The 26,145-nt window shown below is 75.4% G+C and carries 18 protein-coding genes; 14 read left to right on the top strand and 4 right to left on the bottom strand.

Annotated elements, in window-relative coordinates; all coding sequences use genetic code 11:
• Window position 1 precedes the first annotated feature (1 nt).
• The 4 genes from ACFVFS_RS25295 to ACFVFS_RS25280 all read left to right on the top strand — a co-directional run bounded on the left by ACFVFS_RS25295 (window position 2) and on the right by ACFVFS_RS25280 (window position 8,693).
• Window positions 2–358, top strand: coding sequence for an MGMT family protein (locus tag ACFVFS_RS25295; RefSeq protein ID WP_380626978.1), 357 nt, complete (start codon window positions 2–4; stop codon window positions 356–358).
• A 125-nt stretch (window positions 359–483) separates the two neighbouring features.
• Window positions 484–3,891 (top strand): ATP-dependent helicase, encoded by a 3,408-nt coding sequence (locus ACFVFS_RS25290; RefSeq protein WP_380626977.1) that lies wholly within the window; start codon window positions 484–486, stop codon window positions 3,889–3,891.
• Between the two features lie 136 nt (window positions 3,892–4,027).
• On the top strand, window positions 4,028–7,240 hold the full coding sequence (locus ACFVFS_RS25285) for a UvrD-helicase domain-containing protein (RefSeq protein WP_380626976.1): 3,213 nt from the start codon (window positions 4,028–4,030) through the stop codon (window positions 7,238–7,240).
• A 190-nt stretch (window positions 7,241–7,430) separates the two neighbouring features.
• Complete coding sequence (locus ACFVFS_RS25280; protein ID WP_380626975.1) at window positions 7,431–8,693, top strand: PP2C family protein-serine/threonine phosphatase; 1,263 nt, start codon at window positions 7,431–7,433, stop codon at window positions 8,691–8,693.
• Window positions 8,694–8,756: 63 nt separating this feature from the next.
• Here the strand turns inward: ACFVFS_RS25280 and ACFVFS_RS25275 are convergent, their stop codons facing one another.
• On the bottom strand, window positions 8,757–9,728 hold the full coding sequence (locus tag ACFVFS_RS25275) for an endonuclease/exonuclease/phosphatase family protein (protein ID WP_380626974.1): 972 nt from the start codon (window positions 9,726–9,728) through the stop codon (window positions 8,757–8,759).
• A gap of 119 nt (window positions 9,729–9,847) precedes the next feature.
• Between ACFVFS_RS25275 and ACFVFS_RS25270 the strand changes: the two genes are divergently transcribed.
• From ACFVFS_RS25270 to ACFVFS_RS25245, 6 genes are all read left to right on the top strand, one after another.
• Entirely contained in the window at window positions 9,848–10,498 is a 651-nt protein-coding gene (locus ACFVFS_RS25270) for a PadR family transcriptional regulator (RefSeq protein WP_380626973.1), read from the top strand.
• Between the two features lie 201 nt (window positions 10,499–10,699).
• Complete coding sequence (locus ACFVFS_RS25265) at window positions 10,700–11,473, top strand: ABC transporter ATP-binding protein (protein WP_380626971.1); 774 nt, start codon at window positions 10,700–10,702, stop codon at window positions 11,471–11,473.
• Window positions 11,470–14,358 (top strand): FtsX-like permease family protein, encoded by a 2,889-nt coding sequence (locus ACFVFS_RS25260; RefSeq protein ID WP_380626970.1) that lies wholly within the window; start codon window positions 11,470–11,472, stop codon window positions 14,356–14,358. The genes ACFVFS_RS25265 and ACFVFS_RS25260 overlap by 4 nt, the downstream gene beginning before the upstream one ends.
• Window positions 14,359–14,495: 137 nt before the next feature.
• Window positions 14,496–15,908: a dipeptidase gene (locus ACFVFS_RS25255; RefSeq protein WP_380626969.1), complete on the top strand. Its 1,413-nt coding sequence runs from the start codon at window positions 14,496–14,498 to the stop codon at window positions 15,906–15,908.
• Window positions 15,909–16,050: 142 nt separating this feature from the next.
• Entirely contained in the window at window positions 16,051–17,001 is a 951-nt protein-coding gene (gene nudC, locus ACFVFS_RS25250; protein ID WP_380626968.1) for an NAD(+) diphosphatase, read from the top strand.
• Window positions 17,002–17,219: 218 nt separating this feature from the next.
• Window positions 17,220–18,074 (top strand): GntR family transcriptional regulator, encoded by an 855-nt coding sequence (locus tag ACFVFS_RS25245; protein ID WP_380626967.1) that lies wholly within the window; start codon window positions 17,220–17,222, stop codon window positions 18,072–18,074.
• Window positions 18,075–18,147: 73 nt separating this feature from the next.
• On the opposite strand, the gene ACFVFS_RS25240 is transcribed toward ACFVFS_RS25245, so the two are convergent.
• Window positions 18,148–18,405 carry a mycoredoxin gene (locus ACFVFS_RS25240; RefSeq protein WP_344345785.1) on the bottom strand — a complete coding sequence of 86 codons (258 nt, stop codon included), beginning with the start codon at window positions 18,403–18,405 and terminating at the stop codon, window positions 18,148–18,150.
• 291 nt (window positions 18,406–18,696) lie between these two features.
• Here ACFVFS_RS25240 and ACFVFS_RS25235 point away from each other — a divergent pair, with 291 nt between their 5' ends.
• The 4 genes from ACFVFS_RS25235 (at window position 18,697) to ACFVFS_RS25220 (ending at window position 22,620) form a co-directional block, all read left to right on the top strand.
• Window positions 18,697–20,955, top strand: a complete 2,259-nt coding sequence (locus tag ACFVFS_RS25235; protein WP_380626966.1) for an ATP-dependent DNA helicase UvrD2 — start codon at window positions 18,697–18,699, stop codon at window positions 20,953–20,955.
• 259 nt (window positions 20,956–21,214) lie between these two features.
• On the top strand, window positions 21,215–21,691 hold the full coding sequence (locus tag ACFVFS_RS25230; protein ID WP_380626965.1) for a hypothetical protein: 477 nt from the start codon (window positions 21,215–21,217) through the stop codon (window positions 21,689–21,691).
• A gap of 168 nt (window positions 21,692–21,859) precedes the next feature.
• The gene (locus tag ACFVFS_RS25225) at window positions 21,860–22,225 is read left to right on the top strand and encodes a WhiB family transcriptional regulator (RefSeq protein WP_376149379.1); all 366 of its coding nucleotides are present in this window, start codon (window positions 21,860–21,862) and stop codon (window positions 22,223–22,225) included.
• Window positions 22,226–22,374: 149 nt separating this feature from the next.
• Complete coding sequence (locus tag ACFVFS_RS25220; RefSeq protein ID WP_380627012.1) at window positions 22,375–22,620, top strand: hypothetical protein; 246 nt, start codon at window positions 22,375–22,377, stop codon at window positions 22,618–22,620.
• Window positions 22,621–22,761: 141 nt separating this feature from the next.
• On the opposite strand, the gene ACFVFS_RS25215 is transcribed toward ACFVFS_RS25220, so the two are convergent.
• Together ACFVFS_RS25215 and ACFVFS_RS25210 are read right to left on the bottom strand one after the other, a co-directional pair.
• Window positions 22,762–24,276 carry an ABC1 kinase family protein gene (locus ACFVFS_RS25215; protein WP_380626964.1) on the bottom strand — a complete coding sequence of 505 codons (1,515 nt, stop codon included), beginning with the start codon at window positions 24,274–24,276 and terminating at the stop codon, window positions 22,762–22,764.
• Window positions 24,277–24,452: 176 nt separating this feature from the next.
• The gene (locus ACFVFS_RS25210) at window positions 24,453–25,988 is read right to left on the bottom strand and encodes an FAD-binding oxidoreductase (RefSeq protein WP_380626963.1); all 1,536 of its coding nucleotides are present in this window, start codon (window positions 25,986–25,988) and stop codon (window positions 24,453–24,455) included.
• Window positions 25,989–26,145 lie beyond the last annotated feature (157 nt).

Here is a 26,145-nt window from a genome sequence, read left to right as displayed (position 1 = left end):
AATGCCGCAGGTGACGGACGCCCCCGACGGCACCGGCCCCGCCGGGCTGCCGCCCTTCGCGGAACTGGTGCTCGACCTGACCGAGCGGATTCCACCCGGCCGGGTGATGACCTACGGAGACGTCGCCGAGTACCTCGGCCAGGGCGGCCCCCGGCAGGTCGGCCGGGTGATGGCCCTGTACGGCGGCGCCGTGCCCTGGTGGCGGGTGATCCGCGCCGACGGCCGACTGCTGCCCGGCCACGAGCACCGCGCCCTCGCCCACTACGGCGAGGAGGGCACCCCGCTGCGCGAGCTCGCCGACCCGCCCCGGGTCGACCTGCGGCGCGCCCGCTGGGACGGCCGGCCCGCCGGGGAGTGAGCCGGGCCGGGATCTGCGCAATCCCGTGCGCGGACGGGAATGACGGGGCAGGATCGTAGGCTCGATACGGCGGGCCCCTCGGCGGGCCCGCCCGCAGTTGCCCGAGTACGACCCCCAGGACGTCCGTGACCTCCCCCTACCGTCTGGTGCGCAGCCCCCTCGTACCGCCCGCCCCGCCCGAGCTCGACGCGTACCAGCGCGCCGTGGTCGAGCACGCGGGCGGCCCGCTGCTGGTGCTCGCCGGACCGGGGACCGGCAAGACCACCACCCTCGTCGAGGCGGTCGCCCGGCGGATCGAGGACGGCGCCGACCCCGAGCGGATCCTCGTCCTCACCTTCAGCCGCAAGGCCGCGATGGAACTGCGCGACCGGATGGCCGGCCGGCTCTCCGCGACCGGCACCGGCTCCCGCGCCGCCGCCCCGCAGGCCACCACCTTCCACTCCTTCTGCTACGCCCTGCTCCGCGCCCACCAGGACCCGGCCGACTACGCCGAGCCGCTGCGCCTGCTCTCCGGCCCCGAGCAGGACGTCATGGTCCGCGAACTGCTCGCCGGCGGCGCCGAGGACGCCCGGCGCGGCCGCTCCAGGATCGCCTGGCCGCTGGACCTGCGGGCCTGCCTGACCACCCGCGGCTTCGCCGACGAGGTCCGCGCCGTGCTCGCCCGCAGCCGCGAGCTCGGCCTCGGCGAGGCCGAGCTGGCCCGGTTCGCCGAGGGCGTCCAGCGGCCCGACTGGGCCGCCGCCGCCCACTTCCTCGCCGACTACCTGGACGTCCTGGACCTGCGCGGCGTCCTCGACTACGCGGAGCTGGTGCACCGCGCGGTGCTGCTCGCCGACCGCCCCGAGGTCGAGCGGGGCCTGCGCGAGCGCTACGACGCCGTCTTCGTCGACGAGTACCAGGACACCGACCCCGCCCAGGTGCGGCTGCTGCACCGGATCGCCGGCGGCGGGCGCGAGCTGGTCGCCGTCGGCGACCCCGACCAGTCCATCTACGCGTTCCGCGGCGCCGACATCAACGGCATCCTGGAGTTCCCGCAGACCTTCCGGCACACCGACGGCCGCCCCGCCGACGTCAAGGTGCTGCGGGTCTCCCGCCGCTCCGGCGCCGTGCTGCTCGCCGCCGCCCGCGAACTCACCCGCCGGATGCCGATGAGCCGGCTGCCCGCCGACAAGCTCGCCCAGCACCGCGCCCCGCTGCCGGCCCGGGAGGGCGGCCGGGTCGAGGTCTACACCTACCCGACGCCCGGCACCGAGCTGGACTCGATCGCCGACCTGCTGCGCCGCGCCCACCTGGAGGACGGCGTGCCGTGGGGCGAGATGGCCGTCCTGGTCCGGGCCGGCGCCCGGTCCATCCCGGGCGTGCGGCGGGCGCTCGGCGCGGCCGGCGTCCCGCTGGAGATCGACGGCGACGACCTGCCGCTGCGCGAGGAGCCGGCCGTCGCCCAGCTGCTGCTCGCCCTGCGGGTCTGCGCCGAGCAGGCCGTCCGCGACCGGCTGGACGACCGTGACGGTGCGGACGACCGCGACGGTGCGGACGACCGCGACGGTGCGGACGCCGCGGGCCCGGGTGCGCCCGACCCGCTCACCACCGACCTCGCCCACGCCCTGCTCACCGGCCCGCTCGGCGGCCTCGACGGCGCCGACCTGCGCCGCCTCGGCCGCACCCTGCGCGAGGAGGAGCGCGCGGCCCTGCGCGCCGGGGCCGCGAACGGTGCCGGCGCCCCGGCCGCCGTGCCCCGCCCGGCCGGCGAACTCCTGCGCGAGGCCCTCGCCGAACCCGAGCGCCTCGCCGTCGTCGACGCCCCGTACGCCCGCCGCGCCCACGACCTCGGCACCCTGCTGCGCAAGGTCCGCGAGGCCCTGGCCGGCGGCTGCACCGCCGAGGACGCCCTCTGGCAGCTGTGGGACGGCTCCCGCCGCTGGCGCGAACGCCTGGAGCGGGCCGCCCTGCGCGGCGGCGCCGCCGGCCGCAACGCCGACCGCGACCTCGACGCGGTCTGCGCCCTGTTCGAGACCGCCGCCCGCGCCGAGGAGCAGGTCACCGGCCACCGCGGCGCCCTCGACCTGCTCGCCGAGCTGGAGGCCCAGGACATCGCCGCCGACACCCTCACCGTGCGCACCGTGCGCCCCGAGGCCGTCCGGCTGATGACCGCCCACCGCGCCAAGGGCCTGGAGTGGCGGCTGGTCGTCGTCGCCGGCGTCCAGGACGGCCTCTGGCCCGACCTGCGCCGCCGCGGCTCCCTGCTGGAGGCCGACCGGATCGGCCGCGACGGCCTCGCCGAGCCGCTCACCCCCGCCGCCCTGCTCGCCGAGGAGCGCCGCCTCTTCTACGTCGCCGCCACCCGCGCCAAGGACCGGCTCGTCGTCACCGCCGTCAAGGCCCCCGCCGACGACGGAGACCAGCCGTCCCGCTTCCTGCGCGAGCTCTACCGCGAGGACGTCGACCCCAGGACCGGCCGCGTCCTGCGCCGCACCCCGCCGGTCACCGTCGAGGACGTCACCCACCGCCCGCGCCGCCCGCTCGCGGTGCCCGCGCTGGTCGCCGAGCTGCGCGCGGTCACCGTCGACCCCGACCGCTCGCCCGAGCTGCGCCGGGCCGCCGCCGAACGGCTCGCCACCCTCGCCCTCGCCACCGACGACGAGGACCGCCCGCTGGTGCCCGCCGCCCGCCCCGAGACCTGGTGGGGCCTGGACGACCCCACCGCCGCCCCCGACCCGCTGCGCTCCGCCGACCTGCCGGTGCGGCTGTCCGGCAGCGGCCTGGAACAGCTGGAGGACTGCTCGCTGCAGTGGTTCCTCGACAAGGAGGTCAAGGCCCGCGGCACCTCCTCCGCCGCGCAGGGCTTCGGCAACGTCGTGCACGCCCTCGCCGACGAGGTCGGCTCCGGGCGCACCCCCGCCGACCTCGCCGTCCTGATGGAGCGCCTGGACACCGTCTGGGACGCGCTGGCCTTCGACGCGCCGTGGAAGTCCCAGCAGGAGAAGACCGAGGCCCGCGCCGCCCTGGAACGCTTCCTCACCTGGCACGTGATGGCCCGCGGCCGCGACCTGGTCGCCACCGAGCACGGCTTCGACGTCACCCTCGACGCCGGCGGCGTCCAGGTGCGCATCCGCGGCTCGATGGACCGGGTGGAGAAGGACGAGGCCGGCCGCGCCTACGTCGTCGACTTCAAGACCGGCAAGCAGACGCCCACCGACCGGTCCCTGCCCGAGCACAAGCAGCTCGCCGTCTACCAGCTCGCCGTCCGCTCCGGCGCCCTCAACGGGCTGCCCGGCTTCGACGCCGCCGCCCCCGAGTCCGGCGGCGCCGAGCTCGTCCAGCTGCGCAAGCCCGACAAGGCCGTCGCCGACGCGCCCAAGGTGCAGCGCCAGGACCCGCCCGAGGGCGAGCCGTGGATCGAGAACCTGCTCGCCGACGCCGCGGGGCGGGTCCTCGCCGAGCGGTTCGTCCCGCAGACCGGCGGAGGCTGCGACCGCTGCGCCTTCCGCCGCAGCTGCTCCGCCCAGCGCGACGGCGCCCAGCTCGTCGAGTAGCCGTCCGCCGCGGCCGGCGGTGCGGCGGTGCGGACGGCGGTGCGGCCGGCGCGCGGCCGGCCGGTGTGGCGGACGCGGCACGTGGCCGTCGCCACAGCGGCGCCCGGCTGTCGGCGCCCCCGGCTACCGTTGCGTGGTGACCGCCGTGCTCAGCCATCCCGACCAGCTCAAGGAGCTGCTGGGCATCCCCTTCAACCGGGAGCAGATGGCCGCCATCGGCGCCCCGCTGCGGCCGGCCGTCATCGTCGCCGGCGCCGGCTCCGGCAAGACCACCGTGATGGCCGCCCGGGTCGTCTGGCTGGTCGGCTCCGGCGCCGTCCGCCCCGAACAGGTCCTCGGCCTCACCTTCACCAACAAGGCCGCCGGCGAACTCGCCGAACGCGTCCGGGCCGCGCTGCACCGCGCCGGGGTGGCCGACCCCGAGGACGGCGAGGCCCTCGGCGAGCCCGAGATCTCCACCTACCACGCCTTCGCCGGCCGCCTGCTCAAGGAGCACGGCCTGCGCATCGGCATCGAGCCCGACACCCGGCTGCTCGCCGACGCCACCCGCTTCCAGCTCGCCGCCAAGGTGCTGCGCACCGCCCGCGGCCCGTTCCCCGCCCTCACCGGCACCTTCGCCAACCTGGTCGCCGACCTCACCGCCCTCGACGGCGAACTCGCCGAGCACCTCGTCGAACCCGCCGGACTGCGCGCCTTCGACGAGGGCCTGCTCGACACCCTCGCCGGCGTGCGGCTCAGCAACGAGGACCTGCGGGCCGTGCCCGCCACCGCCCGCGCCCGCCTGGAACTGCTGCGGCTCGTCGAGGACTACCGGCGCCGCAAGACCACCGCCGGCCTGATGGACTTCGGCGACCAGATCGCCGCCGCCGCCCGCCTCGCCCAGCAGCGCCCCGAGGTCGGCGCCCTGCTGCGCGAGCAGTACCGGGTCGTGCTGCTCGACGAGTACCAGGACACCTCCGTCGCCCAGCGCCTGATGCTCGCCGGCCTCTTCGGCGCCGGCCAGGACGGCACCGCCCCCGGCCACCCGGTCACCGCCGTCGGCGACCCCTGCCAGGCCATCTACGGCTGGCGCGGCGCCTCCGTCGCCAACCTCGACGAGTTCCCCCGCCACTTCCCGAACGCCGACGGCGCCCCCGCCGACCGGTACGCGCTCAGCGAGAACCGCCGCAGCGGCGGGCGGCTGCTCGCCTTCGCCAACGACCTCGCGGCGCCGCTGCGCGCCATGCACGAGGGCGTCGAGGCGCTGCGCCCCGCCCCCGGCGCCGAGTCCGACGGCCTGGTGCGGGCCGCGCTGCTGCCCACCCACGCCGAGGAGGTCGACTGGCTCGCCGACGAGATCGCCCACCTGGTGCGCACCGGCACCGCCCCCGGCCGGATCGCCGTGCTGTGCCGGGGCGGCGCGGCCTTCCCCGACGTGCACGCCGCGCTGGTCGCCCGGGACGTGCCGGTCGAGGTGGTCGGCCTCGGCGGGCTGCTCCACCTGCCCGAGGTCGCCGACCTGGTCGCGGTCTGCGAGGTGCTCCAGGACCCGACCGCCAACGCCGCCCTGGTCCGGCTGCTGATCGGCCCGCGCTGGCGGATCGGCCCGCGCGACCTCGCACTGCTCGGCCGGCGCGCCGCCGAACTCGTCCGCACCGAGCGCCCCGAGGGCGTCGAGGCGCTGGCCGCCGCCGTCGCCGAGACCGACCCCACCGAGGTCGTCTCGCTCGCCGACGCCCTGGAGACCTTCCTGGACGCGCAGGAGGCCGACGAGCTGCCCTTCTCCGCCGAGGCCCGGGTCCGCTTCGCCCGGCTCGCCCGCGAGCTGCGCGAGCTGCGCCGCTCGCTCGCCGATCCGCTGATGGACGTGCTGCACCGGGTCCTCGCCGTCACCGGTCTGGAGGTGGAGCTCGCCGCCTCCCCGCAGGCGCTGGCCGCCCGCCGCCGGGAGACCCTGCACGCCTTCCTCGACGTCGCGGCCTCCTTCGCCGACCTCGACGGCGACCCCGGCCTCGCCGCCTTCCTCGGCTTCCTGCGCGCCGCCCAGGAGCACGACCGCGGCCTGGACGCCGGCCTGCCCGGCGGCGAGGACACCGTCAAGGTCCTCACCGCCCACAAGTCCAAGGGCCTGGAGTGGGACGTCGTCGCCGTCCCCGGCCTGGTCAAGGGCGCCTTCCCGTCCTCGTCTCCGCGCGAGCGGTGGACCAGCGCCAAGCGCGTCCTGCCGCACGCCCTGCGCGGCGACGCCGCCACCCTGCCCGATGTGCGCGGCGGCTGGAACGCCAAGGCCGTGAAGGAGTTCAAGGCGGCCCTCGCCGAGCACTCCGCCACCGAGGAGCTGCGCCTGGGTTACGTCGCCTTCACCCGCCCGCGCGCCCTGCTGCTCGCCTCCGGCCACTGGTGGGGGCCCAGCCAGAAGTCCCCGCGCGGCCCGTCCGCCTTCCTGGAGCAGCTGCGCGAGCACGCCGGGCGGCCCGGCAACGGCGAGCTCGCCGCCTGGGCCGAGCCGCCCGCCGAGGGGGAGGAGAACCCGGCGCTCGCCGCGCCCGTCGAACGCCCCTGGCCGCTGCCGTTGGACCCGGACGCCCAGCGGGCCCGCCGCCGGGTCGCCGAGGTCGTGCACCGCCGGCTGGCCGGGGCGCCCGCCCCCGAGCCCGAGCCGATGGCCCCCGAGGACCGCCGGCTGGTGGAGTCCTGGGACCGCGACCTGACCGCGCTGGTCGGCGAGTTGGAGCGTTCCCGCACCCGGGTGCGGCAGGTGCCGCTGCCGCCCTCGCTCTCCGCCACCCAGCTGCTGCGGCTGGCCGCCGACCCGGACGGCTTCGCGCACGACCTGGCCCGCCCGATGCCCCGCCCGCCGCAGCCCGCCGCCCGGCGCGGCACCCGCTTCCACGCCTGGGTGCAGTCCAGGATCGAACCGCTGATGCTGATCGGCCCCGGCGCGCTGCCCGGCGCCGACGACGACGGCATCGAGGACGAGCAGGACCTCGAACGCCTCAAGGAGGCCTTCCTGCACACCCCGTACGCGCACCGCGAGCCGCTGCGGGTCGAGGCGCCGTTCCAGCTGGTGCTGGCGGGACGGGTGGTGCGCGGCCGGATCGACGCGGTCTATCGTGAGGGTGACGGCGGGTCAGAAATGGGCGGCGCGTCACGCTACGAAGTGGTGGACTGGAAGACGCACCGCGAGGAGACCGCCGATCCGCTCCAACTCGCCGTCTACCGGCTGGCCTGGGCCGAACAGGCGGGCGTTCCGCCGGAGCAGGTCACGGCCTCGTTCCTGTACGTCCGCAGCGGCCGGATCGAACAACCCGCAGGACTTCCCGGCCGAAAAGAGTTGGAACGGCTCCTGATCGGGAACAGTGAAGAATGAGTCACGGAGAGCATTCAAGTCATCACGGCATCGGGCGAAACCTGTGCGTAGTGCACGTTTCGCGCATATTGTGGGGTCGGTAACCGGTCAACCCCCGTGCTCCGGCCGCCAGCGAGGCCCGCATTCCCTAACCCTCAGTCATCACCGCAGGTGCCCACGGGCATCGGCGTCTTCTGCTGGAGAACCGAAGTTGAGCGCGACCGGATGGATCAGAGAACGGTTCGCCGGGCCGACCCCGGGGGCCGCACCGGGCGCGACCGGCACCTGGCCGAGGACGGCACTGTCGCTGCCGTTCATCGGCATGGCGCTGGTCGTCGTCCTCGACTACTTCACCGACGCCGCGGTGACCGTCGAACCGGCACTCACCGCAGTCCCCGCGCTGGCCGCCGTGGTCAGCCGCCGCACCTGGTACCCACTCGCCATCGGCGCCTGCACCGAGGCGGCCGCCTTCCTGATGGCCTTCCGCAACGACGTGCTCGGCGAGTCCGTGCACAGCGCCACCGTCTTCGCCATCGTCCTCGTCGCCGCGATCGGCTGGGTCAGCGCCACCCTGAGGCTGCGCCAGGAGCGGCTGCTCGCCGACGCCCAACTCGTCGCCTCGATCGCCCGGCGCGTCCTGCTGCGCCCCGTCCCCGACCGGGTCGGCACCGTCCGCGCCGCCGTCCACTACGCGGCCGCCGCCGCCCACGCCCGGATCGGCGGCGACCTCTACGAGGTCGTCAACACCCGGCACGGCGTGCGCGCCGTCGTCGGCGACGTGCGCGGCAAGGGCCTGGGGGCCGTCGAGACCGCCGCCGCCGTGCTCGGCGCCTTCCGCGAGGCCGCCCACCAGGAGGCCGCCCTCGACAAGGTCGCCGGCTGGCTCGCCGACAGCCTCGACCGCGCCCTGCACGAGAACGACCACCCCGGCGTCGAGGAGGAGTTCGTCACCCTCGTCCTCATCGGCGTGGGCCACGACGGCACCGCCGAGATCGTCAACTGCGGCCACCCCGCCCCGCTGCTGCTGCGGGGCACCGAGGCCGCCCGTCCGCTCGAACTCGCCGAGACGGTGCCTCCGCTCGGCGTCCTCGACCCCGCCGACGTCCGACCCCCGGTCCACCGGGTCCCGCTGCACCACGGCGACCGCGTCCTGCTCTTCACCGACGGCGTCATCGAGGCCCGCGACCGGTCCGGCGCCTTCTACCCGCTCGCCGAACGCCTCCCGCGCTGCGCCCACGGCGGCGGCCCCGTCGACGTGCTGCGCCGCCTGCACGAGGACGTGGTGCGCCACGTCGGGCGCCAGCTCGGCGACGACGCCGCCATGCTCCTCCTCCAGTACGAGCCGCCCCCGGCCGCCGACCGGCCGCAGGCCGCCGCCGCGTCCGCCCCCGCCGATCCCGCCCGCCCGGTCACTCCGTCCGCCTCGACCGTCCCGCACGTCCCGCAGCAGAACGGGCACCTGTCCCGGCAGTGACCGGGCGCTCCGGCAGCCGGGCGGCTCCGGCAACCGCTGCGGTTCCTGCGACTCCTCCAACTCCTACAGCGACACCCGGACCACCAGCGGCCGGTGGTCCGACACCTCCGTGCGCGGGGCGGACGCCGGCCCCACCGCGGAGCGCGGCACCCCCACCGCCAGCACGTGGTCGAACTGCACGGCCGGGCGGTGCGACGGGTAGGTCGGCGTGCGGACCAGGTCCGACCAGCCCTGCAGCCGCGCCCGCGGCTCCCGGACCCGCCGCCGGCGCGGCTCCACCAGTGCCGGCCGGGCCCGGCGGGCCGCCCGCAGCTCCCGCACCCGCGCCCGCGGCGCGGACCGCTCCAGCGCGCTCGCCCCGCCCAGCACCGTGCGCGGCACCGCGCCCACCAGGTTGAAGTCCCCCAGCACCAGGTACGGCTGCGGCAGGTCGGCGATCCACCGGCGGATCGCCGCCAGCTGCGCCATGTTCCAGCCCGGTACGAACGACAGGTGCGCGGCCACCACCGTGAACGGGCCGTGCTCACCCTCCAGGACGGCCGCCAGCGCCGCCCTGGGCTCGTCCGGCACCGGCGTCAGCCCGCGCCGTCCGGCCACCCGCAGCGGCAGCCCGAACGGCGCCGGGGCGAACCGGCGGGCCCGCCAGTGCCGCACCGGCAGCCGCGTCAGCAGCGCCGTGCCGTACGCGGGCGGGGCGTCGTCGCCGACCTCGCCCGGCCCGTACACCCGGATCCCGGCGGGCGCCGAGGCCTCCGGCAGCCAGCCGGCCACCGGCGCGGGCCGGCCGTGCAGGGCGGCGGCGAACCGCCAGTCCGCGGCGCCCATCGCCTTGGCGGCGACGGCGGCCTGGTCGGTGCCGCCGGAGCGGGCCTGGCCGCGGTCCACCTCCTGGAGCGCGAGCACGTCGGCGTCCAGCGCGGCCACCGCCCGGGCGAGCGGCCCGCCGGGGTCGGCCGGGAAGGGACGCGGGGCGCCGTCGGGCGCCAGCGGCTGACCGTGCAACAGATTGAAGGTGGCGATACGCAACTGGCTCACGCCCCCCGACGTTACCCGCCGCCGGTGACGGCCGGACCCCCGGCCGGACCGCCCGCCGGACCTCCGGCCGGTTCCGCTCCGGCTTGACCCGTCGAGCATACCGGGTATACATACTCGGTATGTCCATCCGCCACGGCCTGCTCGCCCTGCTCGACCAGGGGCCGCGTTACGGCTACCAACTGAGAACCGAGTTCGAGGCGCGCACCGGCGCCACCTGGCCGCTCAACGTCGGCCAGGTCTACACCACCCTCGCCCGTCTGGAGCGCGACGGACTGGTCGTCCCCGCCGGGGAGGACGAGGAGGGGCACCAGTTCTACGCCGCCACCGACGCAGGCCGGGCCGAGCTGCGCGCCTGGTTCGACACCCCGGTGCCGCGCACCAACCCGCCCCGGGACGAACTCGCCATCAAGCTCGCGATGGCCGTCACCGTCCCCGGCGTCGACGTGCCCGCGGTCGTCCAGGGCCAGCGCCGGCACAGCATCAAGGCCCTCCAGGACTACACCCGGCTGAAGGGCCGCGCGCTGGCCGGCGAGGCCCGCCCCGGCGGCGCCGCGGAGCCCGGCTCCGATCTGGCCTGGCTGCTCGTCCTCGAACAGCTGATCTTCCAGACCGAGGCCGAGATCCGTTGGCTCGACCACTGCGAGACCCGGCTCGCCCAGCACGCCGAGGTCGAACAGGCCCGTTCCGCCGAGGCCCGGGCCGCCGAGGCCCGCTCCGAGGACGGCCCGCCCGCGCCCACCCGGTTCGGGCGCCGGCGCACCAAGGCCTGAACCGCCCGGGGCCGGGCCGCCCCCGGCCGACACCACGTACGGCACACGGCACACGCACGGCACACGGCACACGCGCCACGCACGGCACACGCACCAGGCAGAGCACGCGCACCGCGCGGCCGCAAGAACCGAACGAACCACGCGAACCACCGGCCCCTCCCGCGCCTCCGCGCGGCGGGCCCCACCACAGCAGGGGGAATCGTGTCCCACACCGGTCCGAGCACGAACGGCGCCGACGCCGTTCTGCACCTGGACAACGTCACACGCGTCCACGGACAGGGCGCCGCCGAGGTCCAGGCGCTGCGCGGCGTCGACCTCAAGGTCCACCCCGGCGAGTTCGTCGCCGTCATGGGCCCCTCGGGCTCCGGCAAATCCACCCTGCTGACCCTCGCCGGCGGCCTCGACACGCCCAGCACCGGCCAGGTCCTGGTGGAGGGCGTCGCCCTCGGCGGACTCGGCCGCAAGCGGCTCGCCGAGGTCCGCCGCCGCTCCGTCGGGTACGTCTTCCAGGACTACAACCTGATACCGGCCCTCACCGCCGCCGAGAACATCTCGCTGCCGCGCGAACTCGACGGCCTGTCCACCCGCGCCGCCCGCCGCGAGGCCCTCGTCGCCCTGGAGGAGCTCGGCATCCCCGAGCTCGCCGACCGCTTCCCCGACGACATGTCCGGCGGCCAGCAGCAGCGCGTCGCCATCGCCCGCGCCCTCATCGGCGACCGCCGCCTCGTCCTCGCCGACGAGCCCACCGGTGCGCTCGACTCCACCACCGGCGAGGCCGTCCTCGCCGTGCTGCGCGCCCGCTGCGACGCCGGCGCCGCCGCCATGATGGTCACCCACGAGGCCCGGCACGCCGCCTGGGCCGACCGCGTCGTCTTCCTGCGCGACGGCCGGATGGTCGACGAGAGCGCCAGCCAGGACGCCGGCAGCCTGCTCGTCGCCGCCGCCGCCAACGCGAAGGGCCCGGTGGGGGAGTGAACCTCGGTTCCTGGCGGGTCGCCCTGCGCATCGCCCGCCGCGACGCCCTGCGCGCCAAGGGCCGCAGCGCCCTGGTGATCGCGATGGTCGCGCTGCCCGTCCTCGGCGTCGCCGGCGCCGACGTGGTCTTCCGCAGCGCCGAACTCGACCCCGGCGAGAAGGCCGTGCGTGTCATGGGCCAGTCCGCCGCGGAGCTCCGGGTGCTCCAGCGCGGCGCCACCGTCCTCCAGGCCCCGGACCCGGAGGCCGACTTCCGCATCGAGAGCCCCGACGACGACAAGCCGGCCGGTGCCGAGGTCGTCCGCACCCCGGAGCAGCAGCGCAGCCTCGACACCGACCCCGCGTCGCTCGCCGGGCAGCTGCTGCCCGGCGCCGTCCTCGTCCCGTCGCGCGAGGGCCCCTACGTGCCCGTCACCACCGCGGAAGGCCTCGCCAACGCCAAGATCACCGAGATCGACCTCACCGACCCGGTCTGGCGCGGACGCGTGAACATCGTCAAGGGCCGCACCCCGGGCGCCGGCCACGAGGTCGCCGTCACCCAGGAGTTCCTCGACACCTCCGGCCTGCGGATCGGCGACCGGACCGCCCCGCGCGGCCTCGAAGCCACCCCCTTCACCATCACCGGCGTCGCCGAGTACCCGGGCAACCTGCGCTCCGTCGCCGTCATCGGCCGGCCGGGCACCCTGATCGACCCGCTCAGGAAGCTCCCCGGCAGCGAGGAGTGGCGGGGCCACTACGCCGACGGCGAGGGCTACCGCTGGGAGGTCAAGCTCCCCGACGGCGGGCCCCTGCCCTGGTCCAAGGTCCTCGAACTCAACAAGTACGGGTTCACCGCCGCCTCCCGGGCCGTGTTCCTCGACCCGCCCGCCCGCTCCGAGGTCCCGCTCTACGTCAAGCAGGACAGCGAGGGCGGCGGCACCCGGACGGCCTTCCTCGACCGCAGGGCCGTCGTCGTCGGCGCCACCGTGATGGGCATGGCGCTGCTGGAGATCGTGCTGCTCGCCGGTCCCGCCTTCGCCGTCGGCGCCCGTCGCTCCCGCCGACAGCTCGGTCTGCTCGCCGCCGGCGGCGGTGACCGCGCCCAGGTGCGCGCCGTCGTCCTCGGCGGCGGCGTCGTCCTCGGCCTCACCGGCGCCGCGGCCGGCCTCGTCGGGGGCATCGGCATCGTCGCCGCGTTGCGCACCAGGGCCGAGGAGGCCGGCGGCGAGCGGTTCGGCCACTTCGACCTCCAGCCGCTGGACCTGATCGCCATCATGCTCATCGGCCTGGTCACCGGCCTGCTCGCGGCCGTCGTCCCGGCCGTCCAGGCCTCCCGGCAGGACGTCGTCGCCGCGCTCACCGGCCGCGACACCCTCAAGCCGGCCAACCGCAGGCTCGCCCTGTTCGGCCTCCTCATGCTCGGTGCCGGCACCGCCCTCGCCCTGCTCGGGTCCACCGGCCGCTTCGGCGGCCGCGCCGTCGCCGTCCTGGGCGGATCGGCGGTCGCCGAACTCGGCATGGTCGCCCTCACCCCCTACCTGGTCGGACTCTTCGGCCGGCTCGGCCGCTGGCTGCCGCTCGGCCCCCGCCTCGCCCTGCGCGACTCCGTGCGCCACCGCGGCCGCACCGCGCCCGCCGTCGCCGCCGTGATGGCCGCCGTGGCCGGCTCCGTCGCCGTCGGCGTCTACGGCGCCAGCGCCGACGAGGAGCTGCGCCTGCAGTACACCGCCGTAGGCCCCGCCAACGCGGTCATCGTGGCCAACGGCTGGGGCGCCGCCTCGGACGGCTCGATGCTGCCCCGGATGCGCGGCGCCGTGCAGGACAGCATCCCCGCGCTCGGCGAGCGCGCCGACGTCCGGCGGGTCGGTTTCCCGGGCGACTGCGCGACCCCCCGGGCCGACGGCTGCGGCTACGTCAGCGTCGCCGTGCCCGAGGAGCGCCGCTGCCCGGCCTACGGCAAGGGAGCCGCACGGCTGACCCAGCCCGAGCGCGAGCGGATCGCCGCCGAGGACCCGCGCTGCCAGCAGACGCAGATCGTCCGCGGCAGCCGCTTCGGCAACGTCCAGGCCGGCGACGCCAGGCTGCTGCACAACCTCTACGGGAGCGACGACGCGGCCGCCGCGCAGGCGCTCGCGGCGGGCAAGGCCGTCGTCTTCGACGAGCGCCTCGTCAAGGACGGGAAGATCACGATCGACATCGAGATGCTGCCCGCCCCCGACGAGGTGGTCAACGCCGCCGACCAGGAGGCGCGCGTCCGGCACGTCACCGTCGAGGCGTTCCTCCTCGCCCCACCGGTGAACCCCGGAGGCGACGCCCTCCTCAGCCCCGAGGCCGCACACCGCCTCGGCTTCGTCACCAGCGACGCCGGATCGGTCTGGCGGCCCGAGTCCGCGCCCGGCGAGGGCGCCGAGCAGAAGGCCCGCGCCGGCCTCGCAAAGCTGTCCGACGGCGTCGCCTTCGAGGTCGAACGCGGCTACCAGTCCGAGAACGAACTGGTCACCCTCGGCCTCACCGTCTTCGCCGGCCTGGTCGCGCTCGGCGCGGCCGGCATCGCCACCGGCCTCGCCGCCGCCGACTCCCAGCGGGACCTGACCACCCTCGCGGCGGTCGGTGCCGCCCCGGGGGTCCGGCGCACCCTCTCCGGCTTCCAGTGCGGCGTGATCGCCGCGATGGGCGCCCTGCTCGGCGCCGTCGCCGGATTCGTGCCCGCCGTGGCCCTGCGCAAGGTCGAGGCGGCGTCGGCGGCGTACCCCGGGATGAGCCTGCAGGAGAAGATCGCCAAGGAGGCCCTGGTCTTCCCGTGGGCCAACATCGGCGGCACCGTGGTCCTGCTGCCGCTGCTCGCGGTGGCGCTGGCCGCGCTGCTCACCCGCTCGCGGATCTCGCTGCTGCGCCGCACCGGCTGAGCCGCCGCCGCGGTCCCGCCCCGTCACCCCCGGACGCCCCCGCGCGTCCGGGGGTGACGGACGTAACAGGCCTCCGGTGGCCCACCCTTCGGGACCGGGGCGGTTGGGGGACGCCCGGGCGAACTAAAGTCGTCCGTATGACGAGAACTCCGGACAGTGTCGTCCGCTCCTTCATCGACCAGCACCGGCCCGCCTTCCTCGCGGACCTCGCGGACTGGCTCCGCATCCCCTCGGTGTCCGCCGACCCCGGCCGGGCCGGGGACGTCCGCCGCTCCGCCGAGTGGCTGGCCGTCAAGCTGCGCGACACCGGCTTCCCGGTGGCCGAGGTCTGGGAGACGGACGGCCTGCCGGCGGTCTTCGCCGAGTGGCCCTCCGGGGACCCGGACGCGCCGACCGTTCTCGTCTACGGCCACCACGACGTGCAGCCCGCCGCCCGGGAGGACGGCTGGGCGACCGAGCCCTTCGAGCCGACCGTGGTCGGCAACCGGCTGTACGCCCGGGGCGCCGCCGACGACAAGGGCCAGGTGTTCTTCCACACCCTCGGCGTCCGCGCCCACCTGGCCGCCACCGGCCGCACCGCGCCGGCCGTCAACCTCAAGCTGCTGGTCGAGGGCGAGGAGGAGTCCGGCTCGCCGCACTTCGCCGACCTGGTCCGCCGCGAGGCCGCCCGGCTGGCCGCCGACGTCGTGATCATCTCGGACACCGGCATGTGGTCCGAGACCACGCCGACCGTCTGCACCGGCATGCGGGGCCTGGCCGACGCCCAGATCGACCTGTACGGGCCGGACACCGACATCCACTCCGGCTCCTTCGGCGGCGCGGTGCCCAACCCGGCCACCGTCGCCGCGGAGCTGGCCGCCGGCCTGCACGACGCCGACCACCGGGTCGCCGTCCCCGGCTTCTACGACGGCGTGGTCGAGCTGACCGACCGCGAGCGCGCGCTCTTCGCCGAGCTGCCCTTCGACGAGGCGGCCTGGCTGCGGACCGCCAAGTCGTACGGCACCCGCGGCGAGGCCGGCTACTCCACCCTGGAGCGGATCTGGGCCCGCCCGACCGCCGAGGTCAACGGCATCTGGGGCGGCTACACCGGTCCCGGCGGGAAGACCATCGTGCCCTCCTCGGCCCATCTGAAGCTCTCCTTCCGGCTGGTCGCCGGGCAGGAGGTGGAGAAGGTCCGCGAGGCCGTCCGCGGCTGGGTGGCCGACCGGGTGCCCGAGGGCATCCGGTACGAGCTGGTCTTCCCTGGCGCGACCCGCCCGTGCCTGACCCCGCTCGACCACCCGGCGCTGCAGTCCACCGTCCGGGCGATGGGCCGGGCCTTCGAGCAGAAGATCCTGTTCACCCGGGAGGGCGGTTCCGGTCCGGCCGCCGACCTGCAGGACGTGCTCGGCGCGCCGGTGCTGTTCCTCGGCATCTCGGTGCCGTCGGACGGCTGGCACTCGGTGGACGAGAAGGTCGAGCTGGACCTGCTGGCCAAGGGCGTCGAGACCGCCGCCTACCTGTGGGCCGACCTGGCCGAGAACTGGCGGCCGGGCGGCGAGCGCGCGTGAACCGCGGGCGAGCGCGGGCGGACCGGTGGCGGGAGCGCCCCCGGACCGGCCGCGGCGCCGAACCGACCGTGGGACCCGACCCGAGTGTGGGACCCGAACCGAGTGTGGGACCCGAACCGTCCGGAAGACTCATCACGTGGGGATGGAACAGTTGAGCACCGTGCCTGAGACCGAACGCCCGCTGAACCTGGCGCTGGCCCGGGCCGGGGTGGACCGGGCGGCCCATCACCGGTTCGACGAGCCCTGGCTGGCGGCCGCCTGGAGCCACCCGTCCACCAAGGTGCTGCCGATCGCCGGCGGCGAGGCGTTCGTGGTGGACACCGGGCAGGGGACCGAGCTGGTCCTGCTGCCCTCCTTCGAGGCGCCGCAGACCGGCGACCGGTACTTCCTCGGCACCGACGAGGACGGCGTCTCCTACTTCGCGCTGGCCGGCGAGAGCCTGCCGGGCCGGCTGGACGGCGACGCCCGCCCGGCCGGGCTGCGCGAGGTCGGCGCGCTGCTCTCCGACCGGGACGCCGGGCTGCTGGTGCACGCCGTCGCGCTGGAGCACTGGCACCGGCTGCACAGCTTCTGCTCGCGCTGCGGCCACCCGACCGAGAAGGCCGGCGCCGGGCACGTCCGGCGCTGCACCTCCTGCGCGGCCGAGCACTACCCGCGCACCGACCCGGCGGTGATCATGCTGATCACCGACGAGCAGGACCGCTGCCTGCTCGGCCGCCAGGCGCTGTGGCCGGAGGGCCGCTGGTCGACGCTGGCCGGCTTCGTCGAGCCGGGGGAGTCGATCGAGCAGGCGGTGGTCCGCGAGGTCGGGGAGGAGGCCGGGGTGCGGGTCGCCGAGGTCTCCTACGTGGCCAGCCAGCCGTGGCCGTTCCCGTCCAGCCTGATGCTGGGCTTCCTGGGACGGGCGCACCCGGAGGGCACCGCGATCGCCGTGGACGGCGAGGAGCTGGCGGAGGCGCGCTGGTTCTCCCGGGAGGAGCTGCGGGCGGGTATGGAGGCGGGGGAGATCCTGCCGCCGTCCGGGATCTCGATCGCCCGGCACCTGGTCGAGGTCTGGTACGGCGAACCGCTGCCGGCGGCGGCCCGCTGGTAATTCCGGCGCCGCCCGGGGCGGTCTGCGGATTGGGGGCGTGCGGAGTTGATCCGCGCGCCCCCAATTTCCTTTTCGAACCCTTCTCCCCAGGATGTTCGTAACCGGAGCGGCCATGTCCAGTACGGTTCCCGGGTGCCCCTCGGGCGGAGTCACCGATCCCGGTCGACTTTGCCGCAAACGCCTGAAAGCCCCTCACCCGTCTCGCTACATTCACTCGGGTGACAATCCCCCGGGGCACCGCCCAATCCCCCAAATACCAGCGCCTGGCCGCCGACCTGCGCCGCCGGATCGCCGAGGGCGAGTTCACCGCCGCCTCCGCCCTCCCGGTCGAGAGCGAACTGGAACGCCAGTACGGCGTCGCCCGCAACACCGTCCGCCTCGCCGTCGACGTCCTGGTCAACGAGGGCCGGCTGGTCCGCCTCCAGGGCAAGGGCACCTATCTGCGCGAGCACCCCGTGCTCGACCACCGCGCCTACGGGCCCGCCCCCCGCCTCGACCCGCAGGACGCCGCCCCCCGCGACTGCCTGGCCGTCCCCAGCGCCGTCTACCGCGGCGAGGCCGCCGAGACCGGGCGCGAACTCACCGTCGACTTCGAGATGATGATCGTCCGGGCCCGCGTCGACATCGCCGAACGGCTCGGACTGCGCCCCGGCGAGGCCATCGTCGTCCGCCGCCAGCTGCGCATGCTCGACCGCGAGCCGTACTCCATCGAGGAGAGCCACTACCGGGCCGGCCTCGCCGCCGGCACCCCGCTGATGGAGCCCGACCAGATCGACGGCGGCGACGAGGCGGTGCTCGCCGCCCTCGGCCGCACCGAGGTCGGCGCCGTCGACCACCTGGTCGCCCGGATGCCGGGGCCCGAGGAGGCCCAGTGGTTCCAGGGCGGGCCCGGGGTGCCGCTGATGGTCCAGACCCGGGTCACCTACGACCGGCGCGGGCCGGTCCGGGTCATCGAGACCCGCTACTCGGCCGACCGCAGCCGGCTGGTCTACGGGGTCGGGGACCTCGGCGCCCGGGCCTCGCTGCCCGCGCCCGCCGCGCCCGTCGACCCGGCCCGGGCCGACGCGCCGTAGCCGCGGTGGGCGGGCGCGCCGGCCCGGCGCCGCGGGGGGCGCCGGGCATTCGCCAGGCCGGGCGTTCCCGGGGTCAGGCCGCCAGGGCCTTCTTCACCTGGAGCAGGCTCGGGTTGGTCATCACGACCTGCTCGCCGCCGCCGGCCGGCTTCACCAGCACGGTCGGAACGGTCTGGTTGCCGTTGTTCACCGACTCGACGAAGGCCGCCGACGCCGGGTCCTCCTCGATGTTGATCTCGGTGTAGCCGATGCCCTCGCGCTGCAGCTGGCTCTTGAGCCGGTTGCAGTAGCCGCACCAGGTCGTGCTGTACATCGTCACGCTGCCGGACATCGAGGGGACTCCTTCGGATCGGGAGGGCCTGAACGGGGGGCGCCGCGCACGTCGCACGGCTCCGGGGGGAGAACGCGCACCGCCCGGCGGTCATTCCGCGACCGGAGGCACCCGGACGCCACCGGGCCGGACGGCCGCACCGGCGCGCGCCCACCAGCACCGGCGTGGGGACCACCGCACGCGCCGTCGAGTGCCACAGTCCGCCGCCCGCTGCACGATCATCCGGCGATCACACCGCACCTGTGGACAACCCCGCCCGGGATGTCCGCCCGGGCTGAGAGGATGGAACGCATGCAGGAAGACCTCTTGAGCGGCAGCCCGTTCGACGGACACCAGGACGCCCACCGGTCCGGCCACCCCGCCGCCGGCGGCGGCCCCGACGCCGTCCTCGCCGGACTCGACCCCGAACAGCGGGCCGTCGCCACCGCCCTGCACGGTGCCGTCTGCGTCCTCGCCGGCGCCGGCACCGGCAAGACCCGCGCCATCACCCACCGCATCGCCTACGGCGTGCGCAGCGGCGTCTACCAGCCCCAGCAGGTCCTCGCCGTCACCTTCACCGCCCGCGCCGCCGGCGAGATGCGCGGCCGCCTGCGCCAGCTCGGCGCCGAGGGCGTCCAGGCCCGCACCTTCCACGCCGCCGCCCTGCGCCAGCTGCAGTACTTCTGGCCCCGCGCCGTCGGCGGCCCCGTCCCCCAGCTGCTCGAACGCAAGGTCCAGCTGGTCGCCGAGGCCGCCGGCCGCTGCGGCCTGCGCGTCCAGCGCACCGAACTGCGCGACCTCACCGCCGAGATCGAATGGGCCAAGGTCACCCAGACCGGCCCCGACGACTACCCCGCCGCCGTCGCCAAGTCCGGCCGCGAGGCCCCCCGCGACCCGGCCGAGACCGCCCAGGTCTACCGCGTCTACGAGGAGACCAAGAGCCGCCGCGGGAACATCGACTTCGAGGACGTCCTGCTGCTCACCGCCGCCATCCTGGAGGACCGCCCCGACATCGCCGACCAGGTCCGCGCCCAGTACCGGCACTTCACCGTCGACGAGTACCAGGACGTCTCCCCGCTCCAGCAGCGCCTCCTCGACCAGTGGACCGGCCCGGGCGGCGGCGCCAGCCTCTGCGTCGTCGGCGACGCCAGCCAGACCATCTACTCCTTCACCGGCGCCACCCCCGACTACCTGCTGGGCTTCCGCACCCGCCACCCCGAGGCCACCGTCGTCAAGCTCGTCCGCGACTACCGCTCCACCCCCCAGGTCGTCCACCTCGCCAACGGGCTCCTCGCCCAGGCCCGCGGCGAGGCCGCCCGCCACCGCCTCGAACTCGTCTCCCAGCGCGAGGCCGGCCCCGACCCGGTCTACACCGAGTACGAGGACGAGCCCACGGAGGCCGAGAACACCGCCCGCCGGATCAAGGACCTCCTCGCCGCCGGCGTGCGCGCCAGCGAGATCGCCGTCCTCTTCCGCACCAACGGCCAGTCCGAGGTCTACGAGCAGGCCCTCGCCGACCTCGGCGTCCCCTACCAGCTCAAGGGCGCCGAGCGGTTCTTCGAACGCCCCGAGGTCCGCGACGCCGGCGTCCTGCTGCGCGGCGCCGCCCGGGCCGCCTCCGACCCCGTCACCGACGGCGCACCCGACCTCGCCGGACAGGTCCGCGCCGTCCTCGCCACCCGCGGCTTCACCGCCGAACCCCCCGCCGGCTCCGGCGCCGTCCGCGACCGCTGGGAGTCCCTCGCCGCCCTCGTCCGGCTCGCCGAGGAGTTCGAACGCGGCCGCACCGCCGCCGGCCAGGGCACCGACCTCGCCGCCTACGTCACCGAGCTCGACGCCCGCGCCGCCGCCCAGCACGCCCCCGCCGTCGAGGGCGTCACCCTCGCCTCCCTGCACGCCGCCAAGGGCCTGGAGTGGGACGCCGTGTACCTCGTCGGCCTCACCGAGGGCACCCTGCCGATCATCTACGCCAAGACCGACGAGCAGATCGAGGAGGAGCGCCGCCTCCTCTACGTCGGCGTCACCCGCGCCCGCAAGCACCTCACCCTCTCCTGGGCGCTCTCCCGCTCCCCGGGCGGCCGCGCCTCCCGCAAGCCCAGCCGCTTCCTGGACGGGCTGCGCCCGGGCTCCAGCGCCTCCGGGACCCGCCCCGCCGGGCGCGGCGGGCGCGGCGGGGAGGCCGGCGAGCGCTCCGCCGGGCGCCGGGTCCGCGGCCCGGTCACCTGCCGGGTCTGCGGGCGCGCCCTCACCGAGGCCGTCGAACGCAAGCTCCGCCGCTGCGAGAGCTGCCCCTCCACCATGGACGAGGCGCTCTACGAACGGCTGCGCGAATGGCGTGCCGCCCAGGCCCGGGAACAGGGCGCCCCCGCCTACGTCGTCTTCACCGACGCCACCCTGATGGCCATCGCCGAGGACGTCCCCGCCAACCGGCAGGAGCTCGCCGGCATCTCCGGGGTCGGCGCCATGAAGCTGGACAAATACGGGGCCGCCGTGCTCTCGTTGTGTGCGGGGGAGGAGCCCGTCAGGGATCCGGTGGACGTCACGGACGACCAGCCGGACGAACCGGCCTGAGCCGGTCCGGGGCGATCACAGCCGGCGCCGAGGGGCGCCGCGGAGACCGTCGGGAAACTCGCCGGAAAAATAGTTTGCGCGCCGTGCCGGGAGCGCAATAGCCTGCCGGAGCGGTCAAGGGGACGCGATCGCCGAGGGTGACGCCTGTCGCCGCATCCCCTGCACCCATCAGCTTCACCAGCTTCACCGAGACAGACATCCGAACAGTTCGGAGCCCGGGAGACCAGGCTCCGCTAGGCGCCGAGAGGAGGCGAAGGCAGTGGAAACCATGATCACCAAAATGACTGGCCAGACCGTCGACGCTGCCTCCCTGCGTGCCGCCAGCCTGCGGCTCGCCGCCGAGCTGTGCGGAACCGGTCTGGGTCTCGACACCACCGGTGTCTCCGTCGTTCCCGCTTCCCCCGCCCCCGCTGTCAGTGGCCTCGGACACACTGGCCCCGGCAGCAATGGCATCAAGGGCGGCAGCCTCGACGGCACCCGTATCGAGACTGGTCTGTCCCGTGACTGGGCGTCGGCCGACGCTTCCCGCTCCCTGCGTGATGAGCGACCGACCCAGGCACCGAAGACGGCTGTAGCCCTCGCCATGCATGGCGGCTATGCGCAGGTCGTCGGTGCCGGAAACACCCAGAAGCAGAACGAGCAGCAGATCACGCAGGCCACGGCCGTCTTTGCCGACGCCATGGCCATCCGGATGAGGGCCTTCCGCGGCCCCGAACCCTGGAGAGAACGAACCTGAGCCTGCCTCAGGTCGGCGCCTCCAGGGCCGCGGAACCCCACACACCGGGATCCGCGGCCCTTCTGTTTTGTCCGGTACGCAAGACCACCCAGGCCCCCCGGGGCCTCCGGCCCAGCCCCACCAGTCAGCTGAGCCGGACCCACTGAGAAGACGAGGAAGACGCCCACAGTGTCCACGGTCATCACGCCGCCCACCCCGTCCGTACCGCCGACAGACCAGACCAAGGCCGACCAGGCCGACCCCCCGGAGGTTCTCCCCATGCAGTTCACCTCGATCGACCAGGCCGAGGAGCTCGGGCTCCCCATCCCGTGCCGTGCCTTCGACCCGGAGGTCTTCTTCGCCGAGACGCCCGCCGACGTCGAGTACGCGAAGTCCCTCTGCGGCACCTGCCCGGTCAAGGACGCCTGTCTGACCGGCGCGCTCGAGCGCCGCGAGCCCTGGGGCGTCTGGGGTGGCGAGCTGTTCGTCCAGGGTGTCGTCGTGGCCCGCAAGCGGCCGCGCGGCCGCCCGCGCAAGACCGAGGTCGCGGCGTGAACCCCGCGTCCGGAGCCGGACCCGTCCGCCGGGGAGAGCAGCCCCCGCCGGACAACGCCCTCCGCCGCTCCGTACGCCTCGCAGCAGCCAAGGCCGATGCCGCCCGCATCCACCCCTTTCCGACCACGCACCACGAGCAGGACCACCACATGACCCCCGCCGCCATCGATCCGACCGTCCGCGCCGAGCAGACCACCGAACTCCAGATCCAGAACAGGACCCTCGAAATGCAACTGCTCCACGAATCCCTGGCCAGGGCGCATATGCAAGAGCGCCTCCAGGAGGCCGAGCACCAACGGCTCGTCGGCCGACTCGCCCGGGCCCACCGGCTCAAGCGCAAGGCCGAACGCGCCTCGCTGCGGGCCCGCAAGGCCCTCGCCGTCGCCCTGATGTGACCTCTCCGAGGTGACCCGGGCGCCGGCGCACCGCCACGTCCGGCCCCGGCGTCACCCGGCCCCGACGCACCCCCGTCGCGCCGCAGGCCGCCCCCCGGAAGCACCGGGGGGCGGCCTGCGGCCGTTGCGGCGGACGGCGGATCAGCCCTCCGCCGACGGGCTCCGACGCCGGGCCGGGGCCGCCTTCCCGGCCGCCGGGCTCTTCGCCGTGGCCTTCTTCGCGGCCGGCTTCTTCGCAGTCGCCTTCGTCGATGCCGTCGTGGCCGGCTTCGACGCCTGCCCGGTGGCCGGCGCCGCCTCGGCGGCCGGCCGCTTCCCCGGCGAACCCGCCTCGGCGAACTCCGGCAGCCACTCCAGCATCTCCGCCCGGAACGGCGCCTTCGCACCCAGCTGACAGAGCACCCCGATCGTGCTCAGCGTCACCCGGTGGATCAACAGGTACGACGGCGGCAGGTTCAACTGCTTGCCCAGGTTGTACGCGGGCGACCGCGGATCGGCGATCCGCGCCGCCTGCGCCCGCATCCACGCCCGGGTGAAGTGGAACGTCTCCACCGCCGCAGGCTCGATGATCGGCAGCAGGTAGTCCAGCACCGCGTCCGCGTCCAGCTCGATCGAGGGCTTCACGAAGCCCTCCTCGCGCAGCATCGCCAGCACACCCGCCGCGTCCCCGGCCAGCGCCATCCGCAACGACGCTCCGATCGGCGCCGGCAGACCGCCCGGCAACCGGTCCACCGTCCCGAAGTCCAGCACCCCCAGCCGCCAGCCCTCCACCGGGCCGTCGTCCTTCAGCAGCCGGAAGTTGCCCGGATGCGGATCCGCGTGCAACAGCCCCGTCCGCGACGGACCGGCGAACAGGAACCGCGCCAGCAGCCGGCCCGCGACGTCCCGCTCCTCCTGCGAACCGGAGGCGATCACCTCCGCCAGCGGCGTGCCGTCCATCCACTCCGACACCAGCACCTGGTCCGCCTGCGCCACCACACCCGGCACCACGATCTCCGGATCGCCCGCGAACTCCTCCGCGTGACGGCGCTGCGCCTGCGCCTCCAGCTCGTAGTCCAGCTCCTCGGCGACCCGCTCCCGCAGCTCCGTGATCAGCGGCTTGATGTCCAGGCCCGGAATCAGCGGACCCAGCAGCCAGGCCACCCGGCTCAACTGCGACAGGTCCGCCAGCAGCGCGTCGCCCGCCCCCGGGTACTGCACCTTCACCGCGACCGTGCGGCCGTCGTGCCACACCGCCCGGTGCACCTGGCCGATCGAGGCGGCCGCCGCCGGGGCGTCGTCGAACTCCCGGAACAGGCTCCGCCAGTCCTCGCCCAGCCGCTGCGCCAACGCGGCGTGCACCTTCGCGGCCGGCATCGGCGGCGCGGCGTCCTGCAGCTTGGTCAACGCCGCCCGGTAGGGGCCGGCCACCTCCTCGGGCAGGGCGGCCTCGAAGACGGACAGCACCTGCCCGAACTTCATCGCCCCGCCCTTGAGCTCACCCAGGACCTTGAACAGCTGGTCGGCGGTGGCCTGTTGCAGTTCGGCGGTGACCACCTCGGCCGACCGTCCGCCGATCCGCTTCCCGAGGCCGAGGGTGGCCCGGCCGGCTATCCCCAGCGGCAGGGCGGCGAGCCTTGCCGTGCGGGTCATTGCCTTGCGCGGAAGATCGCTCACCCGGGCCTCCAAGTCGACACGCCCAAGGCCCCCGGGGCGGGAGCCGACCGTCATACGCCATTGTGCCCGCTCGGCGGCGCGGCCCCGGCCGGATTCCGCCGCCCGCCGGGGCGGCCCCGGGTGGATCGGCCCGGGTGGATCGGCCCGGGTGGCCCGGCCGAGGTGGCACCGCCCCGTCAGGCCGGGGTCGCGCCGACGGCCTGCGGGAAGGAGAACAGTCGGTACGGGTCGTAGCGGCGCTTCACCGCGACCAGCCGCGGATAGTTCTCGCCGTAGTAGGCCTGCCGCCAGTCCGGCAGGCCGGGGTCGACGAAGTTCTGGTAGGTCTCGCCGGCGGAGTGCGGGTCGAGCAGCGCGAACCCGGCGTCCGCCCAGCGGAGGGCGGCCGCCAGCGCGGCCTCGTCCGTCGGGCCGGTGGCGATCACCGCCCCGAAGCTCGCGTTGAACAGCGCGTCGCGGTGGACGTACGCGGTGGCCGTGCGGGCCGGGTCGTTGGCGGCGCCGCCCAACGCGCTCAGCTGCACCATGCGCTGCTGCCCGGCCCGCCGGTCCCTGTCGAGCAGGCCCAGCGCGGCGTCCCAGAGCGCCCGCGGCGGCGGGGCGTCGAACAGCCGGCCCCGGTCCACGGCGGCGGTCGGCCGGGCCAGCGCGGCCGCCGGGCCGGTGCCCGCCCGGTGGCACTGGTCCCGGGTGTAGGAGCCGCAGCCGTAGAGGCCCATCATGACCGAGAGGTAGGGGGCGGTGAAGCTGTTCCTGGTGGCCGGCAGCGCGCCCACCAGGTCGGTCAACCGGGCGGTCTCGGCAGTGAGTTCGGCCTCGGTGCCGACCGATCCGATCAGCACCGAGACGAACGGGGTCGCACCCGGGGCGGCGTCCCGCAGGCCGACCACGGCGCCGCCGCCCAGCGTCCGCGGAGCGTCCGGCAGCCAGTGCGACCAGGCGTCCAGCAGGTCCACCGCGTGGTCGTAGGACCAGGTCAGACGGGCGAGGGTGAGGGCGGCCAGCGGGACGGGGGTCACCGTGTAGGAGGTGACGACGCCGAAGTTGCCGCCACCGCCGCCGCGCAGCGCCCAGTACAGGTCGTCGTGCTCGTCGGGCGAGGCGGTGACGGTCCTGCCGCTGGCGAGCACCACGCGGGCCGCCGTCACCCTGTCGCTGGAGATGCCCGCGTGGCGGGTCAGCAGGCCGATGCCGCCGCCCTGGAGGAAGCCGCCCAGCGAGACGGTGGGGCAGAAGCCGCCCGAGACGGCGAGCCCGTGCGGGGCGACGGCGTTGGTGACGTCGACCAGCTGGGTGCCGCCGCCGAAGGTGGCGGCACCGGGGGTGACCGCGGCGGAGGAGAGCCGGGAGACGTCGACCACCAGGCCGGTGCCGGTGGAGTAGCCGCCGCCGCTGTGGCCGCCGGCGCGGACGGCGATCGGGAGGTCCTGGTCCTGGGCGTAGCGGAGACAGAGGGCGACGTCGGCCTCGTCGGCGCAGTACGCGACGGCGGCCGGTTCGACGGAGTCGAAACGGGCCTGGCCGATCTGCTTGGCGGTGCCGTAGGCCGGGTCGCCGGGGAGGACGAGGGTGCCGTGCAGGTGGCCGGAGAGCCGGGACCAGCGTCGTCGCCGGGCCTCGGCCGCCGTGGCGACGGCGGGGGCGGTGGAGACGGCGGTCAGCGGGAGGGCCAGGGCACCGGCGGCGCCGATGAGCGATCTGCGAGTGATCATGTCGATACCTCTCGGGAGGTCGTGCACGAGCGTTGCGATCGTTGAGCCGGGGCCGCCCGGGCCGCGGGGGGCGGCTGGGCCCCCCCCCCCCAAAGGGTACAGTGTCGTTTAAAAAAAAAAAGCGGCCCCCGCGAAGGGGGGGGTTTATATGGGGGGT

Origin of the sequence: Kitasatospora sp. NPDC057692 (assembly GCF_042799475.1) — a bacterium.
Lineage (GTDB): Bacteria > Actinomycetota > Actinomycetes > Streptomycetales > Streptomycetaceae > Kitasatospora.
Note: the sequence above shows the minus strand (reverse complement) of the source record. Positions and strands in the feature narration are given on the sequence as shown.